This is a genomic window from Sphingomonas sp. P4_G3, assembly GCF_056401105.1.
This window is the reverse complement of sequence record NZ_JBFUJZ010000002.1, coordinates 71,867-97,411: the sequence shown is the minus strand read 5'-3', so window position 1 is coordinate 97,411 and position 25,545 is coordinate 71,867. Positions and strand designations below refer to the sequence as shown.

At 64.5% G+C, this 25,545-nt stretch carries 26 protein-coding genes and 1 tRNA gene; 16 read left to right on the top strand and 11 right to left on the bottom strand.

All coding sequences use genetic code 11. The features are described from left to right. The first annotated feature begins 6 nt into the window (after positions 1-6). On the top strand, positions 7-786 hold the full coding sequence (gene purC, locus AC1DQQ_RS05975) for a phosphoribosylaminoimidazolesuccinocarboxamide synthase (protein ID WP_478029454.1): 780 nt from the start codon (positions 7-9) through the stop codon (positions 784-786). Between the two features lie 138 nt (positions 787-924). Here purC and AC1DQQ_RS05970 read toward each other — a convergent pair whose 3' ends face one another. After that, positions 925-1,191: a hypothetical protein gene (locus AC1DQQ_RS05970; RefSeq protein WP_478041870.1), complete on the bottom strand. Its 267-nt coding sequence runs from the start codon at positions 1,189-1,191 to the stop codon at positions 925-927. Positions 1,192-1,231: 40 nt separating this feature from the next. Between AC1DQQ_RS05970 and purS the strand changes: the two genes are divergently transcribed. Both purS and purQ read left to right on the top strand, forming a co-directional pair. Further along, positions 1,232-1,459, top strand: a complete 228-nt coding sequence (gene purS / locus AC1DQQ_RS05965) for a phosphoribosylformylglycinamidine synthase subunit PurS (RefSeq protein ID WP_478029456.1) — start codon at positions 1,232-1,234, stop codon at positions 1,457-1,459. Then, on the top strand, positions 1,456-2,124 hold the full coding sequence (gene purQ, locus AC1DQQ_RS05960) for a phosphoribosylformylglycinamidine synthase subunit PurQ (protein WP_478029457.1): 669 nt from the start codon (positions 1,456-1,458) through the stop codon (positions 2,122-2,124). Before purS ends, purQ begins: the two co-directional genes overlap by 4 nt. A 49-nt stretch (positions 2,125-2,173) precedes the next feature. Here the strand turns inward: purQ and AC1DQQ_RS05955 are convergent, their stop codons facing one another. Then, positions 2,174-2,938: a hypothetical protein gene (locus AC1DQQ_RS05955; protein WP_478041871.1), complete on the bottom strand. Its 765-nt coding sequence runs from the start codon at positions 2,936-2,938 to the stop codon at positions 2,174-2,176. Positions 2,939-3,078: 140 nt separating this feature from the next. Further along, on the bottom strand, positions 3,079-3,822 hold the full coding sequence (locus tag AC1DQQ_RS05950) for a queuosine precursor transporter (RefSeq protein WP_478041872.1): 744 nt from the start codon (positions 3,820-3,822) through the stop codon (positions 3,079-3,081). An 88-nt stretch (positions 3,823-3,910) separates the two neighbouring features. Between AC1DQQ_RS05950 and AC1DQQ_RS05945 the strand changes: the two genes are divergently transcribed. From AC1DQQ_RS05945 to AC1DQQ_RS05925, 5 genes are all read left to right on the top strand, one after another. Continuing rightward, positions 3,911-3,987: transfer RNA gene (locus AC1DQQ_RS05945), tRNA-Arg, on the top strand. A gap of 23 nt (positions 3,988-4,010) precedes the next feature. Continuing rightward, a complete protein-coding gene (locus tag AC1DQQ_RS05940) occupies positions 4,011-4,247 on the top strand; it encodes a hypothetical protein (RefSeq protein ID WP_478041873.1) in 237 nt (78 codons plus the stop codon). Positions 4,248-4,326: 79 nt separating this feature from the next. Continuing rightward, positions 4,327-6,207, top strand: a complete 1,881-nt coding sequence (locus AC1DQQ_RS05935; protein ID WP_478041874.1) for a M1 family metallopeptidase — start codon at positions 4,327-4,329, stop codon at positions 6,205-6,207. A gap of 20 nt (positions 6,208-6,227) precedes the next feature. Then, positions 6,228-6,449, top strand: coding sequence for a hypothetical protein (locus AC1DQQ_RS05930; protein ID WP_478029515.1), 222 nt, complete (start codon positions 6,228-6,230; stop codon positions 6,447-6,449). Positions 6,450-6,499: 50 nt separating this feature from the next. Next, a complete protein-coding gene (locus AC1DQQ_RS05925; protein ID WP_478029516.1) occupies positions 6,500-7,579 on the top strand; it encodes a PLP-dependent cysteine synthase family protein in 1,080 nt (359 codons plus the stop codon). Between the two features lie 10 nt (positions 7,580-7,589). On the opposite strand, the gene AC1DQQ_RS05920 is transcribed toward AC1DQQ_RS05925, so the two are convergent. From AC1DQQ_RS05920 to AC1DQQ_RS05905, 4 genes are all read right to left on the bottom strand, one after another. Continuing rightward, on the bottom strand, positions 7,590-8,750 hold the full coding sequence (locus AC1DQQ_RS05920) for an alpha-hydroxy-acid oxidizing protein (protein ID WP_478041876.1): 1,161 nt from the start codon (positions 8,748-8,750) through the stop codon (positions 7,590-7,592). Positions 8,751-8,772: 22 nt separating this feature from the next. Continuing rightward, a complete protein-coding gene (locus AC1DQQ_RS05915; RefSeq protein WP_478044561.1) occupies positions 8,773-9,828 on the bottom strand; it encodes a CaiB/BaiF CoA transferase family protein in 1,056 nt (351 codons plus the stop codon). A 164-nt stretch (positions 9,829-9,992) separates the two neighbouring features. Continuing rightward, the gene (locus AC1DQQ_RS05910; protein ID WP_478041878.1) at positions 9,993-10,775 is read right to left on the bottom strand and encodes an SDR family NAD(P)-dependent oxidoreductase; all 783 of its coding nucleotides are present in this window, start codon (positions 10,773-10,775) and stop codon (positions 9,993-9,995) included. 89 nt (positions 10,776-10,864) lie between these two features. After that, entirely contained in the window at positions 10,865-12,040 is a 1,176-nt protein-coding gene (locus AC1DQQ_RS05905) for an acetyl-CoA C-acetyltransferase (protein WP_478044559.1), read from the bottom strand. Positions 12,041-12,187: 147 nt separating this feature from the next. On the opposite strand from AC1DQQ_RS05905, the gene AC1DQQ_RS05900 reads away from it, so the two are divergent. The 5 genes from AC1DQQ_RS05900 (at position 12,188) to AC1DQQ_RS05880 (ending at position 21,008) form a co-directional block, all read left to right on the top strand. Beyond that, positions 12,188-14,272 carry a malate synthase G gene (locus AC1DQQ_RS05900; RefSeq protein ID WP_478044812.1) on the top strand — a complete coding sequence of 695 codons (2,085 nt, stop codon included), beginning with the start codon at positions 12,188-12,190 and terminating at the stop codon, positions 14,270-14,272. Between the two features lie 230 nt (positions 14,273-14,502). Next, positions 14,503-14,841, top strand: coding sequence for a hypothetical protein (locus AC1DQQ_RS05895; RefSeq protein WP_478032687.1), 339 nt, complete (start codon positions 14,503-14,505; stop codon positions 14,839-14,841). A gap of 121 nt (positions 14,842-14,962) precedes the next feature. Next, positions 14,963-15,718, top strand: coding sequence for an ImuA family protein (locus AC1DQQ_RS05890; protein WP_478044557.1), 756 nt, complete (start codon positions 14,963-14,965; stop codon positions 15,716-15,718). Continuing rightward, on the top strand, positions 15,672-17,198 hold the full coding sequence (locus AC1DQQ_RS05885; protein ID WP_478032695.1) for a Y-family DNA polymerase: 1,527 nt from the start codon (positions 15,672-15,674) through the stop codon (positions 17,196-17,198). The genes AC1DQQ_RS05890 and AC1DQQ_RS05885 overlap by 47 nt, the downstream gene beginning before the upstream one ends. Positions 17,199-17,435: 237 nt before the next feature. After that, on the top strand, positions 17,436-21,008 hold the full coding sequence (locus AC1DQQ_RS05880) for an error-prone DNA polymerase (RefSeq protein ID WP_478044555.1): 3,573 nt from the start codon (positions 17,436-17,438) through the stop codon (positions 21,006-21,008). Positions 21,009-21,030: 22 nt separating this feature from the next. Here AC1DQQ_RS05880 and AC1DQQ_RS05875 read toward each other — a convergent pair whose 3' ends face one another. Then, positions 21,031-22,587: an alpha-amylase family glycosyl hydrolase gene (locus tag AC1DQQ_RS05875; RefSeq protein ID WP_478041883.1), complete on the bottom strand. Its 1,557-nt coding sequence runs from the start codon at positions 22,585-22,587 to the stop codon at positions 21,031-21,033. Beyond that, on the bottom strand, positions 22,584-23,390 hold the full coding sequence (locus AC1DQQ_RS05870) for a phytanoyl-CoA dioxygenase family protein (RefSeq protein WP_478041884.1): 807 nt from the start codon (positions 23,388-23,390) through the stop codon (positions 22,584-22,586). The genes AC1DQQ_RS05875 and AC1DQQ_RS05870 overlap by 4 nt, the downstream gene beginning before the upstream one ends. 152 nt (positions 23,391-23,542) lie before the next feature. Here AC1DQQ_RS05870 and AC1DQQ_RS05865 point away from each other — a divergent pair, with 152 nt between their 5' ends. From AC1DQQ_RS05865 to AC1DQQ_RS05855, 3 genes are read left to right on the top strand one after another with little or no spacing between them, the layout of a single operon-like run. Continuing rightward, positions 23,543-24,004, top strand: a complete 462-nt coding sequence (locus AC1DQQ_RS05865; protein ID WP_478043665.1) for an N-acetyltransferase family protein — start codon at positions 23,543-23,545, stop codon at positions 24,002-24,004. Continuing rightward, a complete protein-coding gene (locus tag AC1DQQ_RS05860; protein WP_478044554.1) occupies positions 24,004-24,456 on the top strand; it encodes a MaoC family dehydratase in 453 nt (150 codons plus the stop codon). Before AC1DQQ_RS05865 ends, AC1DQQ_RS05860 begins: the two co-directional genes overlap by 1 nt. A gap of 1 nt (position 24,457) precedes the next feature. Next, positions 24,458-24,604, top strand: coding sequence for a hypothetical protein (locus AC1DQQ_RS05855; RefSeq protein ID WP_478044552.1), 147 nt, complete (start codon positions 24,458-24,460; stop codon positions 24,602-24,604). A 10-nt stretch (positions 24,605-24,614) separates the two neighbouring features. On the opposite strand, the gene AC1DQQ_RS05850 is transcribed toward AC1DQQ_RS05855, so the two are convergent. Beyond that, on the bottom strand, positions 24,615-24,968 hold the full coding sequence (locus AC1DQQ_RS05850) for a HesB/IscA family protein (protein WP_478044551.1): 354 nt from the start codon (positions 24,966-24,968) through the stop codon (positions 24,615-24,617). A 112-nt stretch (positions 24,969-25,080) separates the two neighbouring features. Further along, positions 25,081-25,545: an SUF system Fe-S cluster assembly protein gene (locus AC1DQQ_RS05845; protein ID WP_478032674.1), complete on the bottom strand. Its 465-nt coding sequence runs from the start codon at positions 25,543-25,545 to the stop codon at positions 25,081-25,083.

The following is a 25,545-nucleotide window of genomic DNA, read 5'->3' as shown; positions in this document are numbered from 1 at the left end:
CCGAAGATGGCACGCCGCCGCCAGATCTACGAAGGCAAAGCCAAGATCCTCTATGAGGGCCCCGAACCAGGCACGCTGATCCAGTATTTCAAGGACGACGCGACCGCGTTCAACGCGCAGAAAAAGGGCACGATCAGCGGCAAGGGCGTGCTCAACAACCGGATTTCCGAGCACATTTTCACTTTGCTCGGGATGATCGGAGTACCGACGCACTTCATCCGCCGCCTCAACATGCGCGAACAGTTGATCCGCCAGGTCGAGATCGTGCCGATCGAGGTAGTGATGCGCAACGTCGCCGCTGGGTCGCTGTCGAAGCGGCTGGGGATCGAGGAAGGCGTCCAGCTGCCGCGCACGATCATCGAATATTATTACAAGGACGACGCGCTCGGCGATCCGATGATCACCGACGAGCATATCGCGGCGTTCGGCTGGGCCAGCCAGGAGGAGATGCACGATATCGCCGACCTGGCGATCCGCACCAACGATTTCCTGTGCGGCCTGTTCGCCGGGATCGGCATTCGCCTGGTCGACTTCAAGATGGAGTTCGGGCGGATCTGGGACAATGATTACAGCCGTATCATCCTGGCGGACGAAATCAGCCCCGATGGTTGCCGGCTGTGGGACATGGTGACCAACGAGAAGCTCGATAAGGACCGGTTCCGCCGCGACCTGGGCGGCGAAGTCGAAGCCTATCAGGAAGTCGCACGGCGGCTGGGGCTGTTGCCCGAAGGCGCCGATGGTGCGGTGCTCGACCTCGAAACGCATCGCCAGAACCGGGGCAAATAAGCGCGTTTTGCAGCTTCGCTGTTACGGCGCCAGCCCGCTCCCCCACCCGGCCTCTCATAGAATATCCTGATTGGGAGGCCGGGTGGGGGAGCGGGCCGGCGCCGCGACCGTTTCAGCTTGGCTGAAAACGGAAAGGACTCAGTCCTTGACCCGGAATCCGCAGATGATTCCGAAGATGAACGACGACACCAGCGACAGCTGAATCCAGCCCCCGGCATCGGTCCAGCCGAAATACTGTCCACCAAAGGTGAACAGCGCGATGAACATCACCATTGCCAGTCCGGCCATGTCCGAACCCCCTAAACCGGCGAGCGCGACCCCTTGGCGAGTCGCCCGCTGGACGAAACGCTGCGCTTCGCGGGTAAACGAAGCGTAAAACTTGCGGCGAACCGCCGGCGCGGCCATAGGGACGCCGACTCCGTTTCAGCCAGGAAAGCGCCGCTCCATGAAGGTTCGCATCGTCGTCACCCTCAAGCCGGGAGTGCTCGACCCGCAAGGCAAGGCGATCCACAAGTCACTCGAAGGTCTAGGCTTTAGTGGCATCAACGACATCCGCGCCGGCAAGGTGATCGAGCTCGACGTCGCCGACTCGGTGACCGACGAAGACCTCGACGGGATGTGCCGCAAGTTGATCGCGAATACCGTGATCGAAAATTACAGGATCGAGCGGTGACCGCCGCGGTCGTCGTTTTTCCCGGCTCCAATTGCGACCGCGACCTCGCGGTGGCGATCGAGTCGATCATGGGGCGCAAGCCCAACATGGTGTGGCATGGCGAGACCGACCTGCCCGCCGGGACTGACCTGATCGCGTTGCCGGGCGGGTTTTCGTACGGTGATTATCTGCGCTCGGGCGCGATGGCAGCGCGGTCGCCAGTCATGCGCGCGGTGGTCGATGCCGCCGAGCGCGGCGTGCCGGTGCTCGGCGTGTGCAATGGCTTCCAGGTGCTGACCGAAGCGGGGCTGCTGCCCGGTGCGCTGATGCGCAATGCCGGCCTCAATTTCGTCTGCCGCGATGTCGAACTGTCGGTCGAGAATGCGCAATCGGCGTTCACCAGCCGTTATGCCGCTGGCGAGACGATCCTGATCCCCGTCGCGCATCATGACGGCAATTACACCGCCGATGCCGAGACGCTCGACCGGCTCGAAGGCGAAGGCCGGGTCGCGTTCCGCTACACCGGTAACGTCAACGGATCGTCGCGCCAGATCGCCGGCGTGCTCAACGCCGCGGGCAACGTGCTCGGCCTGATGCCGCATCCCGAACGCAAGATCGAAGCGGCGCATGGCGGCGACGACGGTCGCCGGCTGTTCGAAGGACTGATGGAGCTAGTCTCGGCCTGACAGTCAGATTGCCATCTACCAAAACGTAAAACTGTCGATCTTGAATATGCTACTCGAAATAGCGGGCGGGACGACCGCCGTGGCCCGGCCACTCCAACCGGCTGATATTTTCTATACCATTTCGAAGCTGCTCTAAATCTTCTTGTACATAATGGCGGACGGTATCGGTCAGACGCACCATGGCCAAAAGGTCCGCACGCGGGGGCCTACGCTTCGGATCAATCTGACGTCTTACTTCCAGTCCCTCATTCCACGCCAAAAAATCCGCTGGATGTAGCCCGGGCGTCGCTTTGGGAACGAAGGCATGCTCGGCGTAGCCATATCTATTCCTCTCTTCGCGCGTCCCAAAGATCCATGTGAGAAAGTTATGTGCATCGCCTGAATGCTTATGCCCCTCCTCGAAAAAGAATGACGTTGGTCCTTGCGCGTGGTTTGACTCCTTCCAATCCCGAACCATTCCGATGCATGATTGAAGCGCGAATCCGTAAGCGCTAGGCATGCCCAAAGGACGAAGGATACGGTTATAGTCCTCCTCATTGATGGTGACGGCGAAGCCATAGGCGGAAAGTTCACGAGTAAGCTCAATCAGCTTCGCCGCGACCTCGATAGTGTCCGCTCGTCCTTTGAAAACACCTCTTCTGTGAGCGCATTCACTCATGTGGAAATAGGGCAGCCCCTTAGCCTTGAGGTAGGTGCTCCATTCTTTCGCGAATTGGCGTGCTCGCATTTTGCGAAAGACATACCCCGCTAAGCACAATATCGGCGGTCCTCGGTCGTCGTAGCTCTCGTCGATGTAGGCTTCGGTTATCGTCACCACACGGCTCCGTTTTGACGGGTAAATCGCGAGGACGGGGTTCGTTTACTGAGCGTACGCTGCCTTCTAGCCGAATTTGAATATACCAATCCGTAGGCGTCCGACGTCCGCCAACATATCCGCCATCGATCGTCCGCCGCCTAAACCTTCGCCTTGAACGGCGAGAAGTCGGTGCCTTCGTCGAACACATCGACCCCCTCGGCACGTTTGAGCGCGCCGACGACGATATAGGTGACCGGCGTCAGCAGCACTTCCCACGCCACTTTCAGGAACCATTGCGTGAACAACACGGTGATGACGAGGTTGGTCGTCCAGCCCACCGCCCCAAGGAACGCGAGCGGGTAGAAGATCAGGCTGTCGATCCCCTCCCCCGCGATGGTCGAGCCGATCGTGCGCGTCCACAGATGCTTGCCGCGCGTCATGATCTTCATCTTGGCGAGCACGAACGAATTGACGAACTCGCCCGCCCAGAACGCGGCGCAGCTGGCCAGCACGATGCGCGGTACCTGGCCGAAGATCGTCTCGTACGCCGCCTGGTTCTTCCAGTCGGGCGCGGGCGGCAGCGCCACCACGACCCAGCTCATGAACGCCATGAACAGCACCGCGCCGAAGCCGGCCCAGATGACGCGGCGAGCCCGCGCATAGCCATAGACCTCGGTCAGGACGTCGCCGATCACATAGGAGATCGGGAAGAACAGGATCCCGGCGCCGAACGGCCAATAGCCGACCCCCGGCAGCCAGACCTGCGCGACCTTGCCCGCGCCCAGTACGTTGGACAGCAACAGGATCGCGACGAACGCCGCCATGACGAAGTCGTAATAGCGGAAATGGTGGACAGTGTTGGCCGTCACGGCGCGCAGCGCGGTCGATTCCCCCTCGGTCATGGCGACCGTTATGATCAAGCTTGCGTTCGCCCGCAATCCGCGTCGAGGGCGTTGCCGCTCGCGCGCAAACGCCCTAGGCGGAAATCGGGCGCCCGTAGTTCAACTGGATAGAGCACGAGCCTTCTAAGCTTGGAGTTGCAGGTTCGAGTCCTGCCGGGCGCGCCATTCCTCGACCGCTGGCGCTCGACATGCATCCGATCGGCGATCGGCGCGTTGTGTTCGACATGACCGATCTCGATCGCGGCGACGCGCCTTTTCTGTTCGATCCCGAACGCCGCTTGCGGTGCTATATCGCGCATGAGCGCGATATAGCGTCGACGCAAGACGACCCGGCTCGCCGAGCACGCCACCTTTCCCGTGCGCGCGCCTTGTCCGCCCGGCTCCCCCAATCGGCGTGCGAACGGCTGCTGCTCATCATGGGCTGAAGGGTGACGCCGCTCGCCTTGTAACCGCAGGCTGATTGGTGGAGAGCGCAGGATAATCCACCATGCCGGAAAGTCCGCGATGCGCCTCCCTTTCGTCACCTCCGCTTTGTTGATCGCCTCGGCGGCGATCGCGCCCGCCGCGACTGCCGCCCCCGACGCGCCGTCGCCGATCCTGACCAGCCCAGACGCGAAGGACGTGCTCAGCTATGCGCGGCCCGAGATCGCCCGCGTCACCCATGTCGATCTCGACCTGACCGCCGACTTCAAAACGCACATCATGCGCGGCACCGCGACGCTGGACATCCTTGCCCGGCCCGACGCGCGGGAGATCGTCCTCGACGACAAGGACCTGGTCATCTCGCGGATCACCGACGCGCGCGGGCGTCCGCTCAAATGGGCAGTCGGCGCGAGCGACGATTACAAGGGCGCGCCGCTGACGATCGAGATCGGTACCGCGCGGCGGATCGTCATCACCTATCGGTCCGATCCCAAGGCACGCGCGCTCGGCTGGCTGGCGCCGGCGCTGACTGCGGGAAAAAAGAAGCCCTATCTCTTCAGCCAGGGCGAAAGCATCAACAATCGCAGCTGGATCCCGACCCAGGACAGCCCCGGCATCCGCCAGAGCTGGTCGGCCAAGATCACCGTCCCGTCCGACCTGGTCGCGACGATGAGCGCCGAGCGGCTGACCCCAGCCGGCATTCCCGCCGCGCGCGGCTGGCGCAGCTATCGCTTCCGCATGGACCACAATGTCCCGCCCTATCTGATCGCGCTGGCGGTCGGTGACCTCCGCTTCCAGGCGATCGATGCGCGCTCCGGAATCTATAGCGAGCCAAGTGTGCTGGCGAAGGCCGCGGCCGAATTGTCCGACACCGGCAAGATGGTGACCACCGCCGAGAGCCTCTACGGCAAATATCGCTGGGGCCGCTACGACGTGCTGGTGCTGCCGCCGTCCTTCCCGTTCGGCGGGATGGAGAACCCCACCCTCACCTTCGCGACGCCGACGATCATCACCGGCGACAAGTCGAACGTCGACGTCATCGCGCACGAACTGGCGCATAGCTGGTCAGGCAATCTCGTCACCAACGCGACCTGGTCGGATTCGTGGCTCAACGAGGGGTTCACGACCTATTTCGAGAACCGGATCGATGAAGCGCTATACGGCAAGGAGCGCGCGGCGACCTTGGCGGATTTGTCATGGGACGACCTTCAGCGCGACCTGAAGGCGGCGCCCGACGCCAAGGCGACGCGACTGCATGGCGATCCCGAAGGCGTGTACGGCGAGCTCGATTACACCAAGGGTTCGACCTTTCTGCGCACGATCGAATATACTGTCGGCCGAGCGCACTGGGACGCCTATCTGCGGTCCTATTTCGATCGCCACGCCTTCCAGCCGCAGACGACCGCCGGCTTTCTCGCCGACCTGCGCACCAATCTGATCAAGGGCGATCAGGCGCTCGAGGCGAAGCTGCAGCTCGACCAGTGGGCGTACGGAACCGGCCTGCCGGACAATGCGGTCCATGTCCGCTCGGCGACGTTGGCCAGGATCGACCAGACCTTGGCCTCGGTCGCGGCCGGTGCGCCGATCCATTCGATCGATGCGTCGCGTTGGTCGACCCAGGAATGGCTGCGGTTCTTGAACGGCCTGCCGCGCCGGCAATCGGCGGAGCGACTGGCCGAGCTCGATCGCTCGCTGGGACTCTCGACGTCGAGCAATGCCTATATCCGCTCCGCCTGGCTCGTGCTCGCGATCGGCAATCGCTACGAGCCCGCGGTCCCGTCGATCGCACAATATCTGCCCAGCGTCGGGCGCGGCCTGCTGATCCTGCCGGTCTATGCCGCGCTCAAGGCACAGGGCGACTGGGGGTTGCCGATCGCGCGCAAAGTCTATGCGACCGCGCGCCAGGGATATCATCCGACAATTGCCGCCGCGATCGACAAGATGCTCGGCCCGAAAGCGTAGCCCTTCTCCGACGAATCCCGATGATGGAACGAGAGATTTCCCGTACGCGCAGCGTCGGTGACGACGGGTCGCCGCTGGTCGTGATCGAGTATCAGCATGTCGAACGCCGCCAGACCGATAGCGGCGAGCGCAGCTATCCGGGCGCGCGGCGATGGGCGCTCGCCAGCGGCGAACCGGTGCGGCCGCTGGGCGACGGCGTTTGGGAAGTGATTGCCACGAGCGAAGTGGTGAGGCGGGTATGATCGTCTCGCCAACGGTTGACGCGGGCGCGCCATGCGTCGATCGCGCGGGCATGACGTCCAATCACGCTCCCCATGACCGCGCCTGGGCCGACGAAGCGGTCCGGCTGATCGAGGCCGACTATAATCGCTCGGCCGACACGCATCTCATCCCGATCCCGCTGCCGCGGTTTCCGGGCGTCCAGCTCTATCTGAAGGATGAATCGAGTCATCCGACGGGGAGCCTGAAGCATCGCCTGGCGCGCTCATTGTTCCTTTATGCTTTGTGCAACGGCCGGGTCGGCCCCGACACCACGATCGTCGAGGCGTCGAGCGGATCGACCGCGGTGTCGGAGGCCTATTTCGCCCGCATGCTCGGGCTCGATTTCATCGCAGTGGTGCCGCGCGCCACCTCGGCGGAGAAGATCGCCGAGATCGAATTCTATGGCGGCCGGCCGCATTTCGTCGAGCAGGCGGTCGAGGCTGCCGGCGAGGCCGCGCGGCTCGCGAACGAGCTGGGCGGCGTGTTCATGGATCAGTTCACCTTCGCCGAACGCGCCACCGACTGGCGCGGCAACAACAATATCGCCGAATCGATCTTCGCCCAAATGGCACTCGAACAGCATCCGATCCCGCACTGGATCGTGTGCGGCGCAGGCACCGGCGGCACCTCGGCGACGATCGGCCGCTATGGCCGCTACCGCCGGCTCGCGACCCGGATCTGCGTCGCCGATCCCGAAGGATCGGTGTTCCACCGCCATTGGGCCGACCGCAATGTTGCCAAGCTCGATCGCTGCGCCAGCCGGATCGAGGGGATCGGCCGCGCGCATGTCGAGCCGTCGTTCGTGCCGGAGGTGATCGATCGGATGGAGATCGTGTCCGACGCGCGCAGCATCGCCGCGGCGCGGTTGCTCAGCGAGCGGCTTGGACGGCGCTGCGGCGGGTCGACGGGCACCAATTTATGGGCCTGCGCGACCTTGGCCGAGGAGATGGCGGCCGCGGGTGTCGAGGGATCGATCGTCACCATATTGTGCGACGACGGCAATCGCTATGCGTCGACCTATTTCGACGATGCGTGGCTCGACCAGTGCGGGATCGACTGGAAACCCGAGGCGCGCGATCTCGCGGACCGGCTGGGCTGGAACGGCGGCTGAACCGCAGTGTCTACAGCCGCGTCGCCCCAGCCGCGCGGACATGGTCGAGCGTCGGCATGCCGTTGACCGCCATCATCAGATCGGCCTCGGCCAGGATGCATTTGAGGACGTGCGCCGCGCCTTCGGCGCCGTCGAGCGCCAAGCCGTAGATGAACGGCCGTCCTACCCCGACCGCGCGCGCCCCCATCGCCAGCGCCTTGATCACGTCACTGCCCGAGCGGATGCCGGAATCGAACCACACCGGCACTTCCCCCGCTGCCCCGACCACACCCGGCAACATGTCGATCGCGGCGATCCCGCCATTGGCCTGGCGTCCGCCGTGGTTCGAACAGAAGATCGCATCGGCGCCCATGTCCACGGCTTTGCGCGCATCCTCGGGATGGCAGATGCCCTTGAGCACGATCGGCATCTTGGTGACCGACTTGAACCAGGCCATGTCGTCCCAGGTGAGCGGCCGCGCGAACAGCGAGCCCCATAGCATGACGGCTTCAGGCAGCGCGTGAGCGGGGTCCTTGCCCAGCAGCTTGCGGAAGACCGGATCGACGAAATAGTTGGTTAGGACATGGCCGCGCAGTTGCGGGAAATTGCCGGCGTTGAGGTCGCGCGGGCGCCAACCGGTTACCCAGGTGTCGAGCGTCACCACCAAAGCGCGATAGCCCGCTGCTTCGGCCCGACGGATCAGGCTCTCGGCCAGATCCCTGTCGCGCGGCGTGTAGAGTTGAAAGAAACCCGGCGTGTCGCCGAGATGCGTCGCCACGTCTTCCAGCGTGTCATTGCCCAAGGTCGAGACGGTCATCGGCACGCCGGTCATCGCCGATGCTTTGGCGGCGGCGATATCGCCATGCTGGTCCTGGCCGCAAATGCCGGTCACGCCGATCGGGCTCATAAACAACGGGCTGTGATAATTGTGGCCGAGTATCTCGGTCGACAGATCGCGGCTGGTCGTGCCGACCATCATCCGCGGCACCATGCCCCAATGATGGAACGCAGCGGCGTTCTGGTCCTGGGTCCATTCGTCGCCGCAGCCGCCCTGGACATAATTGAGCACGTGCGGCGGCATCGCCGCGGTCGCGCGCTGGACGAGCGTGGCATAATCGACCGGCACTTTCGGCAGCACCCCGCGCAGGCCGGCGCCGTAGATTTCGTTCTGATAATCGCCGAAATGCGGCATCGTCCTTCTCCCGTTCAGCGTCTTATCGCGGCGGATCGCATGGCGTCGCCGAATAGCGTGGCGCCGGCGCCGGTTGCATCACGCCGTGGACCTCGACGAACGTTCCGCGCGCCTTGTTGTGGGGATGGTCCGCCACTTCGTCCCAGGCGAGGACCGGTGCGAAGCAGATGTCGCTCGCCTCCATCGACGCGCACCATTCGTCACGCGTCTTCGTCCGGAATATTTCGGCCAGCCGCGCCTTTTGCACGGGCCATTGCGAGCGATCATATTGGCTATCGAACAGCGGATCGCCGGCCAGTCCGAGCGCCTCGCGGAGCAGCGCGTAGAATTGCCCCTCGATCGACCCGATCGCGACGAACTTGCCGTCGGCGGTCTCGTACGTGTCATAGAACGGCGCTCCGGTATCGAGCAGGTTGGTGCCGCGCGTGTCGCCCCAGATTCCCTGGGCGCGGAATCCCCACATCATCGACATGAGCAACGCCGACCCGTCGGTCATCGCGCAGTCGATCACTTGCCCGGGCGCGCCGTTCTTCACCGCCAGCAACGCGCTGACCATGCCGAAGGCGAGCATCATCGCTCCGCCGCCGAAATCACCGACCAGGTTGATCGGCGGCGTCGGCTTTTCCCCCGCGCGGCCGAGCGCGCCGAGAACTCCTGACAAGGCGATATAGTTGATGTCGTGCCCGGCAGCCGCGGCATAGGGTCCGTCCTGGCCCCAGCCGGTCATCCGGCCGATCACCAGCTTGGGATTGTCGGCGAGCAGGATATCGGGACCGATCCCCAGCCGCTCGATCACGCCGGGCCGGAATCCCTCGATCATCCCGTCGGCGGTCTTGAGCAAGTCGCGGAGCGTCGCGATGTCGTCAGGCGATTTGAGGTCGAGTGTTTCGATTGTCCGCGACCGCAGCAGCGGATCACCGCCATGGCGCGCGGTCGGCCCGCGGGGGTCGCCGTCCGGCGCCGGCCGATCGATACGGATCACTTCCGCACCGTGGTCAGCAAGCATCATGCCGCAGAACGGTCCGGGGCCGATCCCGGCGAGTTCGACGATGCGGATGCCAGCGAGTGGACCGGGCATGGGTTCTCCTGCTTCTTACACGTCACCCCGGCCTTGTGCCGGGGTCCAAGGTGCCGCGAGTCCAGCACAAGAGCCTCCAGCCCTTCCCCCCAGCCTCCCGTTGGACCCCGGCACAAGGCCGGGGTGACGGTTGAGTGTGAGGCTCGGCTGTCCTCCTTATCACCTCACCGCGGCGCCATGCGGATGGCGCCGTCGAGGCGAACATCCTCGCCGTTGAAGTACGAATTCTCGATCATCGTCAGCGCGAGCTGCGCATATTCGGGCGGATTGCCCAGCCGCTTGGGGAACGGCACCGATGCGGCGAGCGCGTCCTTCACATTCTGCGGCGCGCCCTGCATCAGCGGCGTCTCGAAAATGCCCGGCAGGATCGTGTTGATGCGGATGCCCTCGTTCATCAGGTCGCGCGCGATCGGAAGGGTCATGCCGACGACCCCGCCCTTCGATGCCGAATAAGCCGCCTGGCCGATCTGGCCGTCCTCGGCAGCCACCGACGCGGTCATCACCATCGCCCCGCGCTCGCCATCCACACCGGGCTCGAGCGTCAGCATGCCCGCGGCCGACTTGGCGACGCAGCGGAAAGTGCCGATCAGGTTGATCTGGATGAGCCAGTTGAACGCTTCCAGCGGGAAATGCTTGATCGATCCGTCTTCCTTCGATCGGCTGGCGGTCTTGACCGCATTGCCGGTGCCCGCGCAGCAGACCAAAACGCGCTCCTGGCCATGGGCGGCACGTGCCTTGGCGAAGCCGGCGTCGACGCTGTCGTCGCTGGTCACATTGACCTCGCAGAACACGCCGCCGATCTCACTGGCGAGCGCTTCGCCTTTCTCCGCCTGCAGGTCGAAGATCGCGACCTTGACGCCTTTTGCGGCGAGCGCCCGCGCGGTCGCCGCGCCAAGCCCCGAGGCGCCGCCGGTGACGACCGCGGCTACCGAATTATCGAGCTTCATTCTTCTCTCCCGTCGCCCCGGCGAAGGCCGGGGCCGCTATGTTGTAAAGTGCCGCCGGCGGCCCCGGCCTTCGCCGGGGCGACGCGGGACTACAATCGCTCGACGATCGTCACATTGGCGATGCCGCCCCCCTCGCACATCGTCTGCAACCCCCATTTCTTGTCGCGCGCCTTCAGCGCATGGAGCAACGTCGTCATCAGCTTGGTGCCCGACGCCCCCAACGGATGGCCGAGCGCGATCGCGCCGCCATTGACGTTGAGCCGTTGGTGGTCGGCGCCGATCACCTGAAGCCAGGCGAGCGGCACGGGCGCGAACGCTTCATTGACTTCGTACAGATCGATATCCTCGATCTTCATGCCAGCACGGGCCAGCGCCCGCTGCGTCGCGGGCAACGGTTCTTCGAGCATGATCACCGGATCGCCGGCGGTGACGGTCAAATTGTGGATCCGCGCCAACGGCGTCAGGCCGTGATCCTTGAGTGCGCGCTCGCTGACGATCAGCACGCCCGAGGCGCCGTCGCAGATCTGGCTGGCCGAGGCCGCGGTCAGCACGCCGCCTTCCTGGAGCAATTTCACGCTCGCCATCGATTCGGCCGTCGCGTCGTAGCGGATGCCCTCGTCATGGACGTGGAGGACGGTGTTCCCCTCCTCATCGACGATCTCGATCGGCACGATCTCGGCGTCGAACGCCCCCGCTTGCGTGGCGGCAGCGGCACGCCTGTGGCTTTCGAGCGAGAAGGCGTCGAGCTGGTCGCGGCTGAAGCCGTATTTCTGCGCGATCATCGCGGMGCCGATGAACTGGCTGAACCCCTGGACGCCGTAACGGTCCTTGATCTTCTGAGACCACGGCCCGATCCCGATGCCGAGCTGCGCAGGCGCCGAACTGGCGAGGCCCATCGGCACGCGCGTCATGCTCTCGACCCCGGCGGCAAGGACGATGTCCTGCGTACCCGACATCACCGCTTGCGCGGCGAACTGGATCGCCTGTTGTGAGGAACCACATTGGCGGTCGATCGAGACGGCGGGAACGCTGTCGGGAAGCGACGAGGCCATCACCGCGCTGCGGCCGATATGCGCCGATTGCTCGCCCACTTGCATGACGCAGCCCAGGATGACGTCCTCGACCGCGGCGCCATCGATACCGGCGCGCTCGACCACTGCATCGAGCACCTTGCCCGCGAGGTCGGCCGGGTGCCAGTCCTTGAGCTTGCCGCCGCGCCGCCCGCCCGCGGTCCGCGCCGCCGACACGATATATGCCTCCGCCATCCTCACACTCCTCATTATCCGTTTCAGTTAGCCACTGGTTTACGCATGCGGCAAGCGCATTTTCGTGTGGACGGTATGTCCCTTACGTGTATTGGCACCGTTCCTCCCCTCATCATTTTGATGGAGCAGCACATGCCCGGAGGCACCATGATCGATCGCAACGGCCTGAAGATCGCGAGCGAACTCGTCGAGTTCGTGGAGGCGCGCGCATTGCCGGGCACGGGGATCGATGCCGATGCTTTCTGGAGAGGCGTCGCGGCGATGTTCGCGGATCTCGCCCCGGTCAATGCGGCGCTGCTGACAAAGCGCGACCTGATCCAGGCAGAGATCGACGGCTGGCTGGCCCAGCGCGCCGGCGAGCCGGTCGACCAAGCCGACTATCAGCCGTTCCTCAAATCGATCGGCTATCTGGTCGACGAGCCGGCGCCGTTCGCGGTGACGACGCAGAATGTCGATGCCGAAGTCGCGACGCTGGCCGGCCCGCAATTGGTCGTGCCGGTGCTCAACGCGCGCTTCGTGCTCAACGCCGCCAATGCGCGCTGGGGCAGCTTGTACGACGCGCTTTACGGCACCGACGCGATCGCGGGCGCGGCCAGGCCGGGCGGCTATGATCCCGAACGCGGGAGTCAGGTGATTGCCTGGGCGAAGGCGTTCCTCGACAAAGCGGTGCCGCTGGCGAGCGGAAGTTGGGTTGATCTGTCCGGCGAGCCGGTCATGGCTGACCCGGCGCTGCTCGTCGGGCGTGCCGGCGATAATTATCTGTTCCGCCACAACGGCCTGCACATCGAAGTGGTGATCGATCGCGAGCATCCGATCGGCAAGACCGACCCGGCCGGAATCGCCGACGTCATCCTGGAAAGCGCGATCACGACGATCGTCGACCTCGAGGATTCGATCGCCGCGGTCGATGCCGAGGACAAGGTAGCGGCGTACACCAACTGGCTCGGCCTGATGCGCGGCGACCTGGAGGATACGTTCGAAAAAGGCGGCCGGACGCTGACCCGCCGCCTCAACGACGATCGCCGTTACGTCGCGCCCGACGGCAGCGAGCTGATATTGCGCGGCCGCAGTCTGTTGTTCGTGCGTAATGTCGGCCATCTGATGACCACGCCGGCAGTAATCCTGGCGGACGGCGGCGAAGCACCCGAAGGTATTCTCGACGCGATCATGACCAGCCTGATCGGGCTGCATGACGTGAAAGGCCTGGGCCGCTTCCGCAACAGTCGGGCGGGGTCGATCTATATCGTCAAACCCAAGATGCATGGGCCGGACGAAGCCGCCTTCACCAACCGGCTGTTCGACGCGGTCGAGGATCTGCTCGGCCTGCCTCGCCACACGATCAAAGTCGGGGTGATGGATGAAGAGCGCCGTACCTCGGCCAATCTCGCCGCCTGCATTCATGCGGTGAAGGATCGCATCGTCTTCATCAACACCGGCTTCCTCGATCGCACCGGCGACGAGATCCACACCAGCATGCAGGCCGGGCCGATGGTGCCCAAGGGCGAGATGAAGACCTCGGCCTGGATCAAGGCCTATGAGGACCGCAACGTCCAGATCGGGCTCGCCTGCGGCCTCAGCGGCAAGGCGCAAATCGGCAAGGGGATGTGGGCGGCGCCCGACCGCATGGCCGACATGCTCGAGCAGAAGATCGCCCATCCGCTGACCGGCGCGACCACTGCCTGGGTACCCTCCCCCACCGCGGCGACCTTGCATGCGACGCATTACCATCAGGTCGACGTGTTCGCGCGCCAGAAGGAACGCGCGGCGGAGCCGATCGCGAGCCTGAACGACTTGCTCTCGGTGCCGCTCGCGCTCGGCCGCAACTGGACGCCCGACGAAGTTCGCGCCGAACTCGACAACAATGCCCAGGGCATATTGGGCTATGTCGTGCGCTGGATCGATCAGGGCGTCGGCTGTTCCAAGGTGCCCGACATCCACGATATCGGGCTGATGGAAGACCGCGCCACCTTGCGCATCTCGAGCCAGGCGCTGGCCAATTGGCTGCTCCACGGCGTGTGCACGCCTGAAGAGGTCGAGGCGGCGTTCGGGCGCATGGCGGCCAAGGTCGACACGCAGAACTCAGGCGATCCCGCCTATCGTTCGTTGGTCGCCAATCCTGCCGGCGCGGCTTTCCAGGCGGCGCGCGCGCTGGTGTTCGAGGGAACTGTTCAGCCCAACGGCTATACCGAGCCCCTTCTTCATCGTTTTAGATTGCAGAAAAAAGCGTCGTGAGATCGAACTATTATAAATTGTACAAAAGAGACACTGCAATACATACCGTTGCGCGTGAGACATTACGCAAAACTTGATGCGCTTTTCTCAGACAAGAATGCGACAAGTGCTTGATCCGCGACCGATCTTGTCTGGAAATAACTTAATACGTGCAAGATAGTCCCAATTATATTAGGTGGGTCGCACCGGATTCATCCGGTGCGTTCAACCTACGTTTGGGGGTTACGGGGATGATACAGGCAATCAAGGCTGGCACGGCGATTGCCGTGCTCATTGCTGGCATCGTGGCGGCGCCGGCGATTGCGGACGCGGGCCGCAATTTCACCGTTTATAATGGCAATGCCGACGTGTCGGTGCAGCGGGTCTGGACGGCCCGCTCCGGGGAGTCGAAGGACCCCTGGCATGAGGTCGACATGAAATATGCGATCAAGCCGAAAAGCTCGTCCAACTTCACGCTCGGAACGGGCGATGTCTGCCTCTACGACATCAAGATCCAGTTCTCGGACGAGGTCACGCAGCAGTTCGACAACATCAATGTCTGCAAGGGCCAGACCGTCAACGCGACCTGACGCGACGCGATTGAAGGGGGAATGACGGCGGCGGCGGACCAGGGTTCGCCGCCGCTTTCGTTTGTGCGTGCTCGGCGGATTCAATTGCAATTTCATCAGGAGAACATATCATGAACACCTTATGCCCGAGTCGCCTGCTTCACTGAGTCGATTGCGCCGCCGTGTCGCACGCATCGAAGGCGCGCGTGTATCGGGCGGCCCGGCGCGGTTCGCCACCGGGCATGCGGCGATCGATGCCTGGCTGGGTGGCGGGCTCGCGCGCGGACGCTTGCACGAAGTGATGGCGGACGACAGCGAGGATGCCGGCAGCCTGTCGGGATTCGCCGCGATGCTGGCGCTGCGCATCGATGCAGGAAAACCTTTATTATGGCTCAGGACCGAGGCGGCGGAACGGCGAGCGGGCAAGCTTTACGCCAGCGGACTGGGTGAAATCGGCCTTCATGGCGGTGACCTCATCCTCGGACTGCTCGGCAACGACGCGGCATTGCTCAAGGCCGCGAACGACGCCGCGCGCTGTGCCGGGCTCGGCGCATTGGTGGTCGAGAGCTGGGGCGAGTCCAAACCGCTCGATTTGACCGCGACGCGCCGGCTGATGCTGGCGGCGGAGGCATCGGGCGTGACTGTCCTGCTGCTTCGCGGCGAGGCGCGCGAAAGCCCCAGCGTCGCCGATACCCGCTGGCGGGTCTCCCCTGCTCCCTCGATCGCGCTTGCCGCCGATGCGCCGGGGCCGCCCGCCTTCGACCTCGAATTGTTGCGCCGTCGCGCCGGCCCCGCCGGACGTCGCTGGCGCGTGGAGTGGAATCGTGAACGACGTGCCTTCCAGCCCCTTGATGGGCAGGCGCTATCTGGCGCTGTTCTTCCCCTGGCTGCCGGCTGAGCGCATCCGCATCACGCGCCCGCATCTGTTCGCGGGTCGTGCCGGTGCGCCTTATGCGCTGACCGAGAAGGTCAAGGGCGCGCTGCGCGTATATGCGATCGATCAGGAAGCCGCGCGGCTAGGGATCGAGCGCGGCATGACCCTGGCGGATGCCCGCGCGCGGCTGCCCGAACTCGAAGCGTTCGACCATGTCCCGCACGACGATCATTTGTGGCTCGAGCGGCTCGCCGATGGCTGCGCCCGCTATACGCCCTGGGTGATGCTCGACGCGCCCGATGGGCTGGTGCTCGATGTGACTGGTTGCGCCCATCTCATCGGCAGCGAAACGGCGCTCGCCACCGATGCGCTGGCAAGACTCGACCGGTTGGGCGTCACCGCGCAACACGCCTTTGCCGCCAATCCCGACGCCGCCCGCGCGATGGCGCGATGGCGCAGCGTCGGCGCCAATGAGGATGAAGCGGTCCGACGCTTGCCCGTCGTAGCACTCGGGCTCGAAGACGAAGCGACGACCGCTTTGAAACGCGCCGGGCTCAAGACCGTCGGCGACGTCGTGGCGCGTCCCTTGTCGGCGATCGCCGCGCGGTTCGGCAGCGATGCCGCAACCCAGGTCCGACGGATCATCGGCGAAGCGGATAGCCCGTTGACCCCGCGCATCGTCGCTCAGCCTTTGGTCGTCGAGCGGCGCTTTGCCGAACCCGTCGCGCGCACCGAATTCGCGTTGACCGTATTGGGGGAATTGATCGCCGATGCGGCTGCCCGGCTCGATCAGACGCATGAAGGCGGACGCCGGTTCGAGGCGCGCTTCTTCCGCACCGACGGGCTGGTGCAGCGGATAGCGGTCGAGACAGGCCGGCCGACCCGCGACGTGGCCGCGGTATTGCGGCTGTTCCGCGAACGGATCGAGACGCTGGCCGATCCGATCGATCCCGGCTTCGGTTTCGATCTGATCCGGCTCGACGTGCCGGTGGCGGAGCGGCTCGATGCGGCACAGTTGCGGCTCGAAGGGGGTGCGGTCGGCGAAGCCGAGCTGGCGCAATTGATCGACCGGCTGTCGACCCGGGTCGGGCGCGGACGCGTGCGCCGGTTCGCGCCACGCGACCGCCATTTGCCCGAACAGGCCGAACTGATGCTGCCTGCCACCGATCCGGTTCCGCCGGGCGACTGGCCCGAACTCGAAACCGGCGAGCCGCCGTTGCGCCCAATCCACTTGTTCGACCCACCGCAATTGATCGACTCGATAGCCAGCGAAGTCCCCGACGGCCCGCCGCGCCAATTCCGCTGGCGGCGTGTCCTGCACGACGTCGCCCGGGTCGAGGGACCCGAGCGCATCGCGACTCCCTGGTGGGGTAGCCGCCAGGCGCCGACACGCGATTATTACCGCGTCGAAGACCGCCGCGGCCGCCGCTTCTGGATCTTCCGCCATGGCTTGTACGGCGAGGTCGCCGAGCCCGGCTGGTACATTCACGGGCTGTTCGCATGAAGAGACTCGCACAAAGACACGAAGCCACGAAGAAATTTTGTTCGTGCAGAGACGTAGAGCATTGCCCCAGTCTCGCGTCAGCGAGACCTTCATTCCCCTTTGCCATTAGCGACGACGGAGCCGCTCCCGCGGCTCGATTTTTATCTCCGCGACCTCTGCGCCTCTGCGCGAACGTATTCCTTCTTCTTCGCGCCTTCGTGTCTTCGTGCGAGCAAAATTCCAGACCGGCGGACCGGTATGGCTGAGCCTGTCCACTTCGCCGAGCTCGTCGCCGCGACCAACTTCTCGTTCCTGCGCGGCGCGTCGCACCCGAGCGACATGGTCGCCGAGGCGATTGCGCTGGGCATGCGCGCCATCGGTATCGCCGACCGCAACACGGTCGCCGGCGTGGTCCGCGCGCATGTTGCGCTGAGGCAAGCGCGCGAGCAATGGAACCCCGCCTGGGCCAAAGCCAAGGCGCGGCATGAGGCCGACCGGCCGTGGGAAGACTTTCCCGACCTGCCCGATCTGCCCTCTCCCGCTCCCGATTTCCGCCTGATCGTCGGAGCGCGGCTGGTCTTTGCCGACGGCACGCCCGACATCGTCGCCTATCCCGCGACGCGATATGGCTGGGGCCGGCTGACCCGGTTGTTGTCGCTCGGCAATCGCCGCGCGACCAAGGGCGGCTGTTTGATCGGGATCGGCGACCTGATCGCGCATCATCAGGATCTGATGCTGATCGTGCTGCCCGAGAGCAGCTTCGACGAGGAGGAGAATGAGGCGCTGCCGGAAAAAAGGCGGATCGACCAGGATCAGGATCGTGGTTTCCTGCGACTAGGCGAGGATGAGGTGGAAACGACCAATGTCGTCCCTTTCCTCCCTCGTCATGCCGGCCTTGTGCCGGCATCCACAGAGCCGCAAACCCCAGGCCAAGTGGTGGAGTGGACCCCGGCACAAGGCCGGGGTGACGGGTCGCTTGAGGGCACGCTTTCCCGTCTCAAACGCGTCGTCGGTGACCGTTTATGGCTCGGCGCCTCAATGCCTCGCGCCGGCCGCGACAAGCGCCGTCTCGCCAAGCTCGCCGCTATTGCCCGCGCCGCGCGCGTCCCGCTGCTCGCAACCAACGACGCGCTCTACGCCACCCTCAAGCAACGCCCGCTGCACGATGTCGTCACCTGCATCCGCAAGGGCACGCATGTGAAGGCCGCGGGCAAGCTGCTCGAAGCCAATGCCGAACGTCATCTCAAGCCGCCGGAGGAAATGGCGCGGCTGTTTCGCGACTATCCCGAAGCGGTGGCGGAAACCGGCATCCTGCTCTCGCGCATCGGCTTCACGCTCGATCAATTGAGCTACGATTATCCCCACGAGCCCGTGCCCGCAGGCTGGGACGCACAGGAATGGCTCGAGCACCTCGTCTGGCAAACCGCGCTCGAACGCTACGACTATCGCGTCCCCGACAAGCTCTATGCGCTCCTCTACGAGGAATTCTGGCTGATCCGCGAGCGTGGTTATGCCCCCTATTTCCTGACCGTTCACGACATCGTCAATTTCGCGCGGAGCTGCGACCCGCCGATCCTGTGCCAGGGGCGCGGATCGGCGGCGAATTCGGTGGTGTGCTTCCTGCTCGGCGTGACCTCGGTCGATCCGATGCAGCACGATCTGCTGTTCTCGCGCTTCGTCTCGGCCGAGCGCGACGAGCCTCCCGATATCGATGTCGATTTCGAGCACGAGCGGCGCGAAGAAGTGATGCAATATGTCTATCGTCGCTACGGCCGTCATCGTGCCGCGATCGCCGCGACGGTGATCCATTACCGATCGCGCAGCACGGTGCGCGAGGTCGGCAAGGCGCTGGGCATGACCGAGGACGTCACCTCACGCCTCGCGAGCACCGTCTGGGGCAGCTATTCGAGCCATTTCGAGGAAGAGCGCGTGTCGCAGTCCGGGTTCGACCTGGCCAATCCCGATATCGTGCGATTGAAGTCGCTGGTCGACCAATTGCTCGAATTTCCCCGCCATCTGTCGCAGCATGTCGGCGGGTTCGTGCTGACCCAGGACCGGCTCGACGAGACGGTGCCGATCCATAATGCAGCGATGGAGGACCGCACCTTCATCGAATGGGACAAGGACGATATCGACGCGCTGCAATTGATGAAGGTCGACGTGCTCGCGCTCGGCATGCTGACCTGCATCAAGAAGGCGTTCGACCTGATCGAGGCGACCGGCGGCGAGCGGCACACGCTCGATACCATCCCGGGCGAGGTGCCGGCAGTCTATGACATGCTGTGCGAGGGCAATAGCCTGGGCCTGTTCCAGGTCGAAAGCCGCGCGCAGATGAGCATGTTGCCGCGTCTCAAGCCCCGCATCTTCTACGATCTGGTGGTGCAGGTCGCGATCGTCCGACCGGGGCCGATCCAGGGCAATATGGTCCATCCCTATCTCCGCCGCCGGTCGGGCAAGGAGAAAGTCGACTTCCCCGCCCCGTCACCGCGCTTCGGCCGCCCCGACGAGTTGGAAGAAGTGCTCGGCAAGACGATGGGCGTGCCGCTGTTCCAGGAACAGGCGATGAAGCTGGCGATCGTCGCCGCCAAATTCTCGCCGGAGGACGCCAATCGTCTGCGCCGCGCGATGGCGACGTTTCGCAATGTCGGCACGATCCATCACTTCGAGACCAAGATGGTCGAAGGCATGGTGAAGCGCGGTTACGAGCGCGACTTCGCGCAGCGCTGCTATGATCAGATCAAGGGGTTCGGCAGCTATGGCTTTCCCGAAAGCCACGCGCTGGCGTTCGCGCGCCTGGTCTATGTCTCGGCCTGGCTCAAATGCTTCCACCCGGCGGTATTCGCCTGCGCGCTGCTCAACTCGCAGCCGATGGGATTTTACGCGCCGGCGCAGATCGTCCGCGACGTGCAGGAAAAGCATGGTGTCGCGGTGCGGCCGATCGACATCAATGCGAGCGGCTGGGACAATAGCCTGGAGCGCGACGGACAGGATCTCGCGCTGCGATTGGGGTTCCGCCAGGTCGATGGTTTCCGCGAGGAATGGGCCGAACGGCTGGTCGAGGCGCGTGCCGCGGCACCTTTCACGTCGATCGAGGAACTCGCCCGTCGCGCACGCCTACCCTCGCGCGCCTTGCGGCTATTGGCCGACGCCGATGCCTGGGGATCGATCGGCCAGGGTCGGCGCGACGCCTTGTGGGAAGTGCGCCGCACCCCGTCGGACGAACTGCCGCTATTCGCCGCGGCCAGCGCACGCGAACTGGGTACGGAAGAGGATGCCGCGCTGCCGGCCATGCCGCTCAGCGAGGAAGTCGTCGCCGATTACGAACTCACCCGCCTGTCGCTCAAGGGCCATCCGATGCAATTCCTGCGGCCGATGTTCAGGTCGGAAGGCGTGCTGAGCTGCGCGGAAGTGAGCAAGGCACGCAACGGATCGCGCGCTACCGTCGCCGGCGTCGTGCTGGTCCGCCAGCGCCCCGGGACCGGCAATGCCATCTTCATCACGCTGGAGGACGAGACCGGCATCACCAACGCTTTGTTATGGGCGCGCGTGTTCGAAACGCAGCGGTTGCAAGTGATGGGATCGCGGCTGATGACGATCGAGGGCGAGGTCCAGCGCAGCGCACCAAGCGAGGGCAGCGTCGTCCATTTGATCGGCGCACGCGTGATCGATCGTACCGCCGACCTCGCCCGATTGTCCGAAGATCATGTCGCGCCGCCGCCAACCGCCCACGTGGACTTCGAACTGTCCCCCGACCCGCGCTATACCGCCGACGCGCATGGCCGCCATCCACGCAACGTACGCATCCTGCCCAAGTCGCGCGATTTCCATTGAGGCGAAGCCGCGGCTTGCCCGGTCAGCGCGTGCCCAGCACCCGCAAGCCGTAGGGCGGCAGCTCGATCGTCGCGGGATGGGCCGCACGATTGCCGCCGAGCAAGTCGACCCACCCCTGCCCCATCGCCGGCAAGGCCGGACGTACCGCAGCCGCGCCGCTATTGGCCAGGACAAGCACCTTGCGACCGTCCATGCTGCGCAGCACGCACACCGCGGCCGAACCATCGTCGCACAGCAATCGCTGATCCCCCTGGCGCAGTTCGGGCCGCGCCGCGCGCAATGCCAACAGCGTGCGGTAGAAGGTGTAGAGCGAGTCCGACTTGTCCCGCTCTTCGGCGAGCGACACACCGTCGTTGCTGCGGTTGAAGCGGTTACCCCAAGCGGTAGCGTTCCCGCGATACCAGGTCGCCGACCCCGGCGCGTCGAGGTCGGCGCTCCAGCGATAGGCCTCGCGCAAGCCGATATGCGCGCCGTCGCTCTTGACCCTGGGATCGATCCGGCCGCGCATGCCCAGTTCCTGGCCGTAATAGATCGACGGCGTGCCGCGCATCAGCAAGGTCATTGCCGCGCCGATCCGCGCCTTGCGCTGGTCGCCGCCGACCACCGACATGAAACGGTCCATGTCATGATTCTCGAGAAACAGGATGCGGCTCTTGCCCGCGGGCGCCTCCCCGCTCTCGCCCAGCGCCTTGACGATCGCCACCTTGTCCATCTTCTCGAGCGCGAAGCGCAGCGGGAAGGCGAACACCATGTCGGTGCCGCCCTTGGTCAGCCAGGCATCGCCCGCGCCCCAATCGGACTGCTCGGCGATGATCCGCACCGACGGATTGCGCGCGCGGATCGCGGTGAAGATCGGCTCCCAGAAATCGGCAAACAAATTGGTCAGGCGATGCTTGTTGTCGAGATCGTCCATCATATGGTCGATGCGGAAGCCGTCGACGCCATCGCGCAGCGAGCCGTCGCCATGCGGATCGATCCAATGGACCAGCAGCCGCGTGAAATAGCCGCGCACCGTCGGCGACTTCAGATTGACCATCGAGATGCCGGTCCAGCGCCCGTCATAGCCTGGCCAGGCGGGCACGCCGAGGAACGGCTCGGGCTCTTCGTTGCTCTTCGGCCGATCGTAGAGGATGTAAGGCCCGAACTTCGCCCCCGGGCGACCGCGCGAGCTGGTCAGCCACGGATGTCCTTCCGCGACGTACTGGAATTCCTCGTCGAGATAGACGCGCAGGCCGAGCGAATGCGCCGCGCGGATGAAGGCGAAATAGTCGGCCATCGTGCCATAAGCTGGGTCGATGCCCTCGAAATCGGTCGCGAAGTAATTGTGATAATAAGGCGACGGCTGGAGCGGGGTGAGCAGCAGCGACGTGACGCCGAGCGCCTTGAGATCGCCGAGGCTTGCGGTCAGGCCCTTGAGGTCACCGATCCGGTCGCCGTTCGAATCGCGAAAGCTGCGGAAGAAGATGTGGTAGATCACCTCATCGCGCATCGCCGCCGAGGTTGTCTTTTCCGGCGGTGCCGCCTTGGCCGGCGCCGCGAGCAGTAGCGCCGCGAACGCCAGGCCGATCGCGCGGATCACGCCTCGAACAGAACGGGATTGAGCGGGGTGTCGATCACCTGCCCCACGGCTGCGCCCGGGCACCAGCGATCCCAGTCGTCCTGTTGCTGCATGTTCTCGGGCGCCTTCAGCACCATGTCGCGGTCCATGTAGATCACCGTCATCACCGAGCGCGGATTGTGTGACCGGTTCGGCCCGGCACGGTGAAAGGTCCAGCCGAGATGAAAGCTGACCTCGCCCAGCTCGAACGGCCCGTCGACGATCGGGAAGCCGTGATGCTCCATGTCGGCGGTGATCTTCGCCTCGCTCTCGTCCGAAATGCCGAGGTCGCGCCCGAACTCGACATGCTGGCTGCCCGAGAAGAAGGCGAGCGGTCCCATGTCCTGCGGCACGGCCTGAAGCGGTACCCAAGCGGTGATCGTGCGATCACTCGCCACCGGCCAATAATATTGATCGGCATGCGCCGGCGTGATGCCGCCGCCCGGTTCCTTGTAGAGCGACTGGTCGTGATAGAGCCGGACGCCCTCGACCTGCAGCAATGCCGCAGCAATTCCCGCCAGCCGCCTGCCGAACACGAATTCGCGCGGCAGCCCGCCTTGCTCCCACAGGTTCATCACCTGGAGGAACGCTCTGTCATAGGTCGAGCGTTCTTCGAGCGGCAGCGTCTGGGTGTTGAGCGCAATGGTCTGCCCGGTGATCGCACGCCCATAATGATCGAGCGTCTCGGCATCGAACACGTTCTTCAGCCGGATGAAGCCATCGCGGGCGAACCGCGCGACCTGGTCGCCGCTGACCGGATAGGGGCTGTCGATATCCACGCTCATACGCTCATCAAGTCCCTGGGATCGAACAACGATCCTTTTCTAGCCGAGCGAACGGAAGGACGTCCACCATTTGCCTATGCTGCGCAGCATGACGCCCGGACAGCATTTTCACCCTGCCTCGGTCGATTGGAATGGCGTAACGCCTGAGCGCCATGATGTTTCGCGATGCAACTCCCGCCGATCTGCCGACGATCGTCGCGATGCTTGCCGAGGAGCAGATCGGCGGCCGCGCCGACGACCCGTCCGAGCCGCTCGATCCCGCCTATCTCGCCGCGTTCGAGGCGATCGATCGCGATCCCAACCAGCGCCTGATCGTCGCCGAATTGGACGGCGCCATTGTCGGCACGATGCAATTGAGCTGGCTTCCCGGCCTGATCAATCGCGGCGCCTGGCGCGGCCAGATCGAGGCGGTGAGGATCGCTAAAGACAAGCGCTCGCTGGGCCTCGGCGCGACGATGATCACCTGGGCGGTCGAGCGCTTCCGCGAGCGCGGCTGCTTCATGGCGCAATTGACGTCGAACAACGACCGCGTCGCCGCGCATCGTTTCTACGAACGGCTCGGCTGGAAAAAGAGCCATAGCGGGTTCAAGCTCATGCTGACGAAAGGCGACTGATGCCGGGCAAATATTTCGACGAATGGCAGATCGGCGAGACGATCGAGCATCCGCTCCGCCGCACGGTGACCGAGACCGACAATCTGCTGTGGTCGACCATGACCCACAACCCCCAGCCGCTTCATCTCGACGCCGAGGCGGCCAAGGCGAGCGAGTTCGGCCGCATCCTGGTCAACGGCACTTTCACGTTCAGCCTGATGGTCGGGATCACCGTCGCGGAGACGACGATGGGCACGCTGGTCGCAAACCTGGGCTACGACAAATTGGTCATGCCCAAGCCGGTATTCATCGGTGACACGCTGCACGCGACCAGCGAAGTGACCGAATTGCGCGACAGCAAGTCGCGGCCGAACGCCGGCCTGGTGACGTGGAAACACCGCATGCTCAACCAGCGCGACGAGGTGGTGTGCGAGTGCTTGCGGACGGCGTTGTTGTTGCGCTCGGGAAGCTGAGATGCACGAGATCGGCGAGGGCTTAGCCGAACTATTGAGTTGGATGATCTCGCCCTATGACCGCGAGGCGGGCTGGCTGCGCGTGCTTCTGACGATCTTTGGTCTGCTCGGGCTCGTCGCCCTGACTTTTTGGTTGCTGGCCCGCTAAACGCCGGGTCTCAAACCGTAAAGCTCTCCCCGCACCCGCAAGCGCCCTTGGCATTCGGATTCTCGAACACGAAACCGGCGGCGAAATCGTCCTCGACCCAGTCCATCGTCGAGCCGATCAGATAGAGCACCGACGCGCCATCGACGAAGAAGGTGCCGCCAGGCGTTTCGATCCGCTCGTCCATCGGGTTGGCGGTGGTGACATAGTCGACCGAATAGGCCAGCCCTGAACAGCCACGCTTCGGCGTCGACAGCTTCACGCCGATCGCGCCCTCCGGCGCCTTCGACATCAACTCGGCCACCCGCGCCTCGGCGCGTTCGGTCAGTATCACGGCAGCGGGGCGCTGCCTCAGGGTCGTCGCCACGTCTTCACTCCTTCTCTCCCCTCCCGTTCATGGAGGGGTCGGGGGAGGGCTTGTCACCGCTCTAGGACAACATGCCCTCCCCTAGCCCCTCCCGCGAGCGGGAGGGGAATAATTACAGCATTCCCAGTTCCAATTTCGCGTCGTCGGACATCTTTTGCGGATCCCAGGGCGGGTCCCAGACCAGATTGACATCGGCGACCGCGACTCCCGGCACGCTGCCGACCCGCAGTTCGACTTCGGCCGGCATCGATTCCGCGACCGGACAATGCGGCGTGGTCAAGGTCATCGTGACCGCGGCATGACCCTCGTTGGTCACTTCGACATTATAGATCAGCCCGAGGTCGTAGATATTGACCGGAATTTCCGGGTCGTAAATTTCCTTGAGCGCATCGACCACCGCCTCGTACAGCGCACCACCCGGCTCGCCGCCGGACAGCGGTTCGGGCTTTTGCGACAGGAACCCGGCGAGATAGTCGCGTTTCCGCTCGAACGTCTCGGCCGGCGCCTCGACGCGCGCCTTGGGCGGCGCTTCCACCGATGTCACTTCGTCCACTTCGATCTTCCGTTCTTCGTTCAT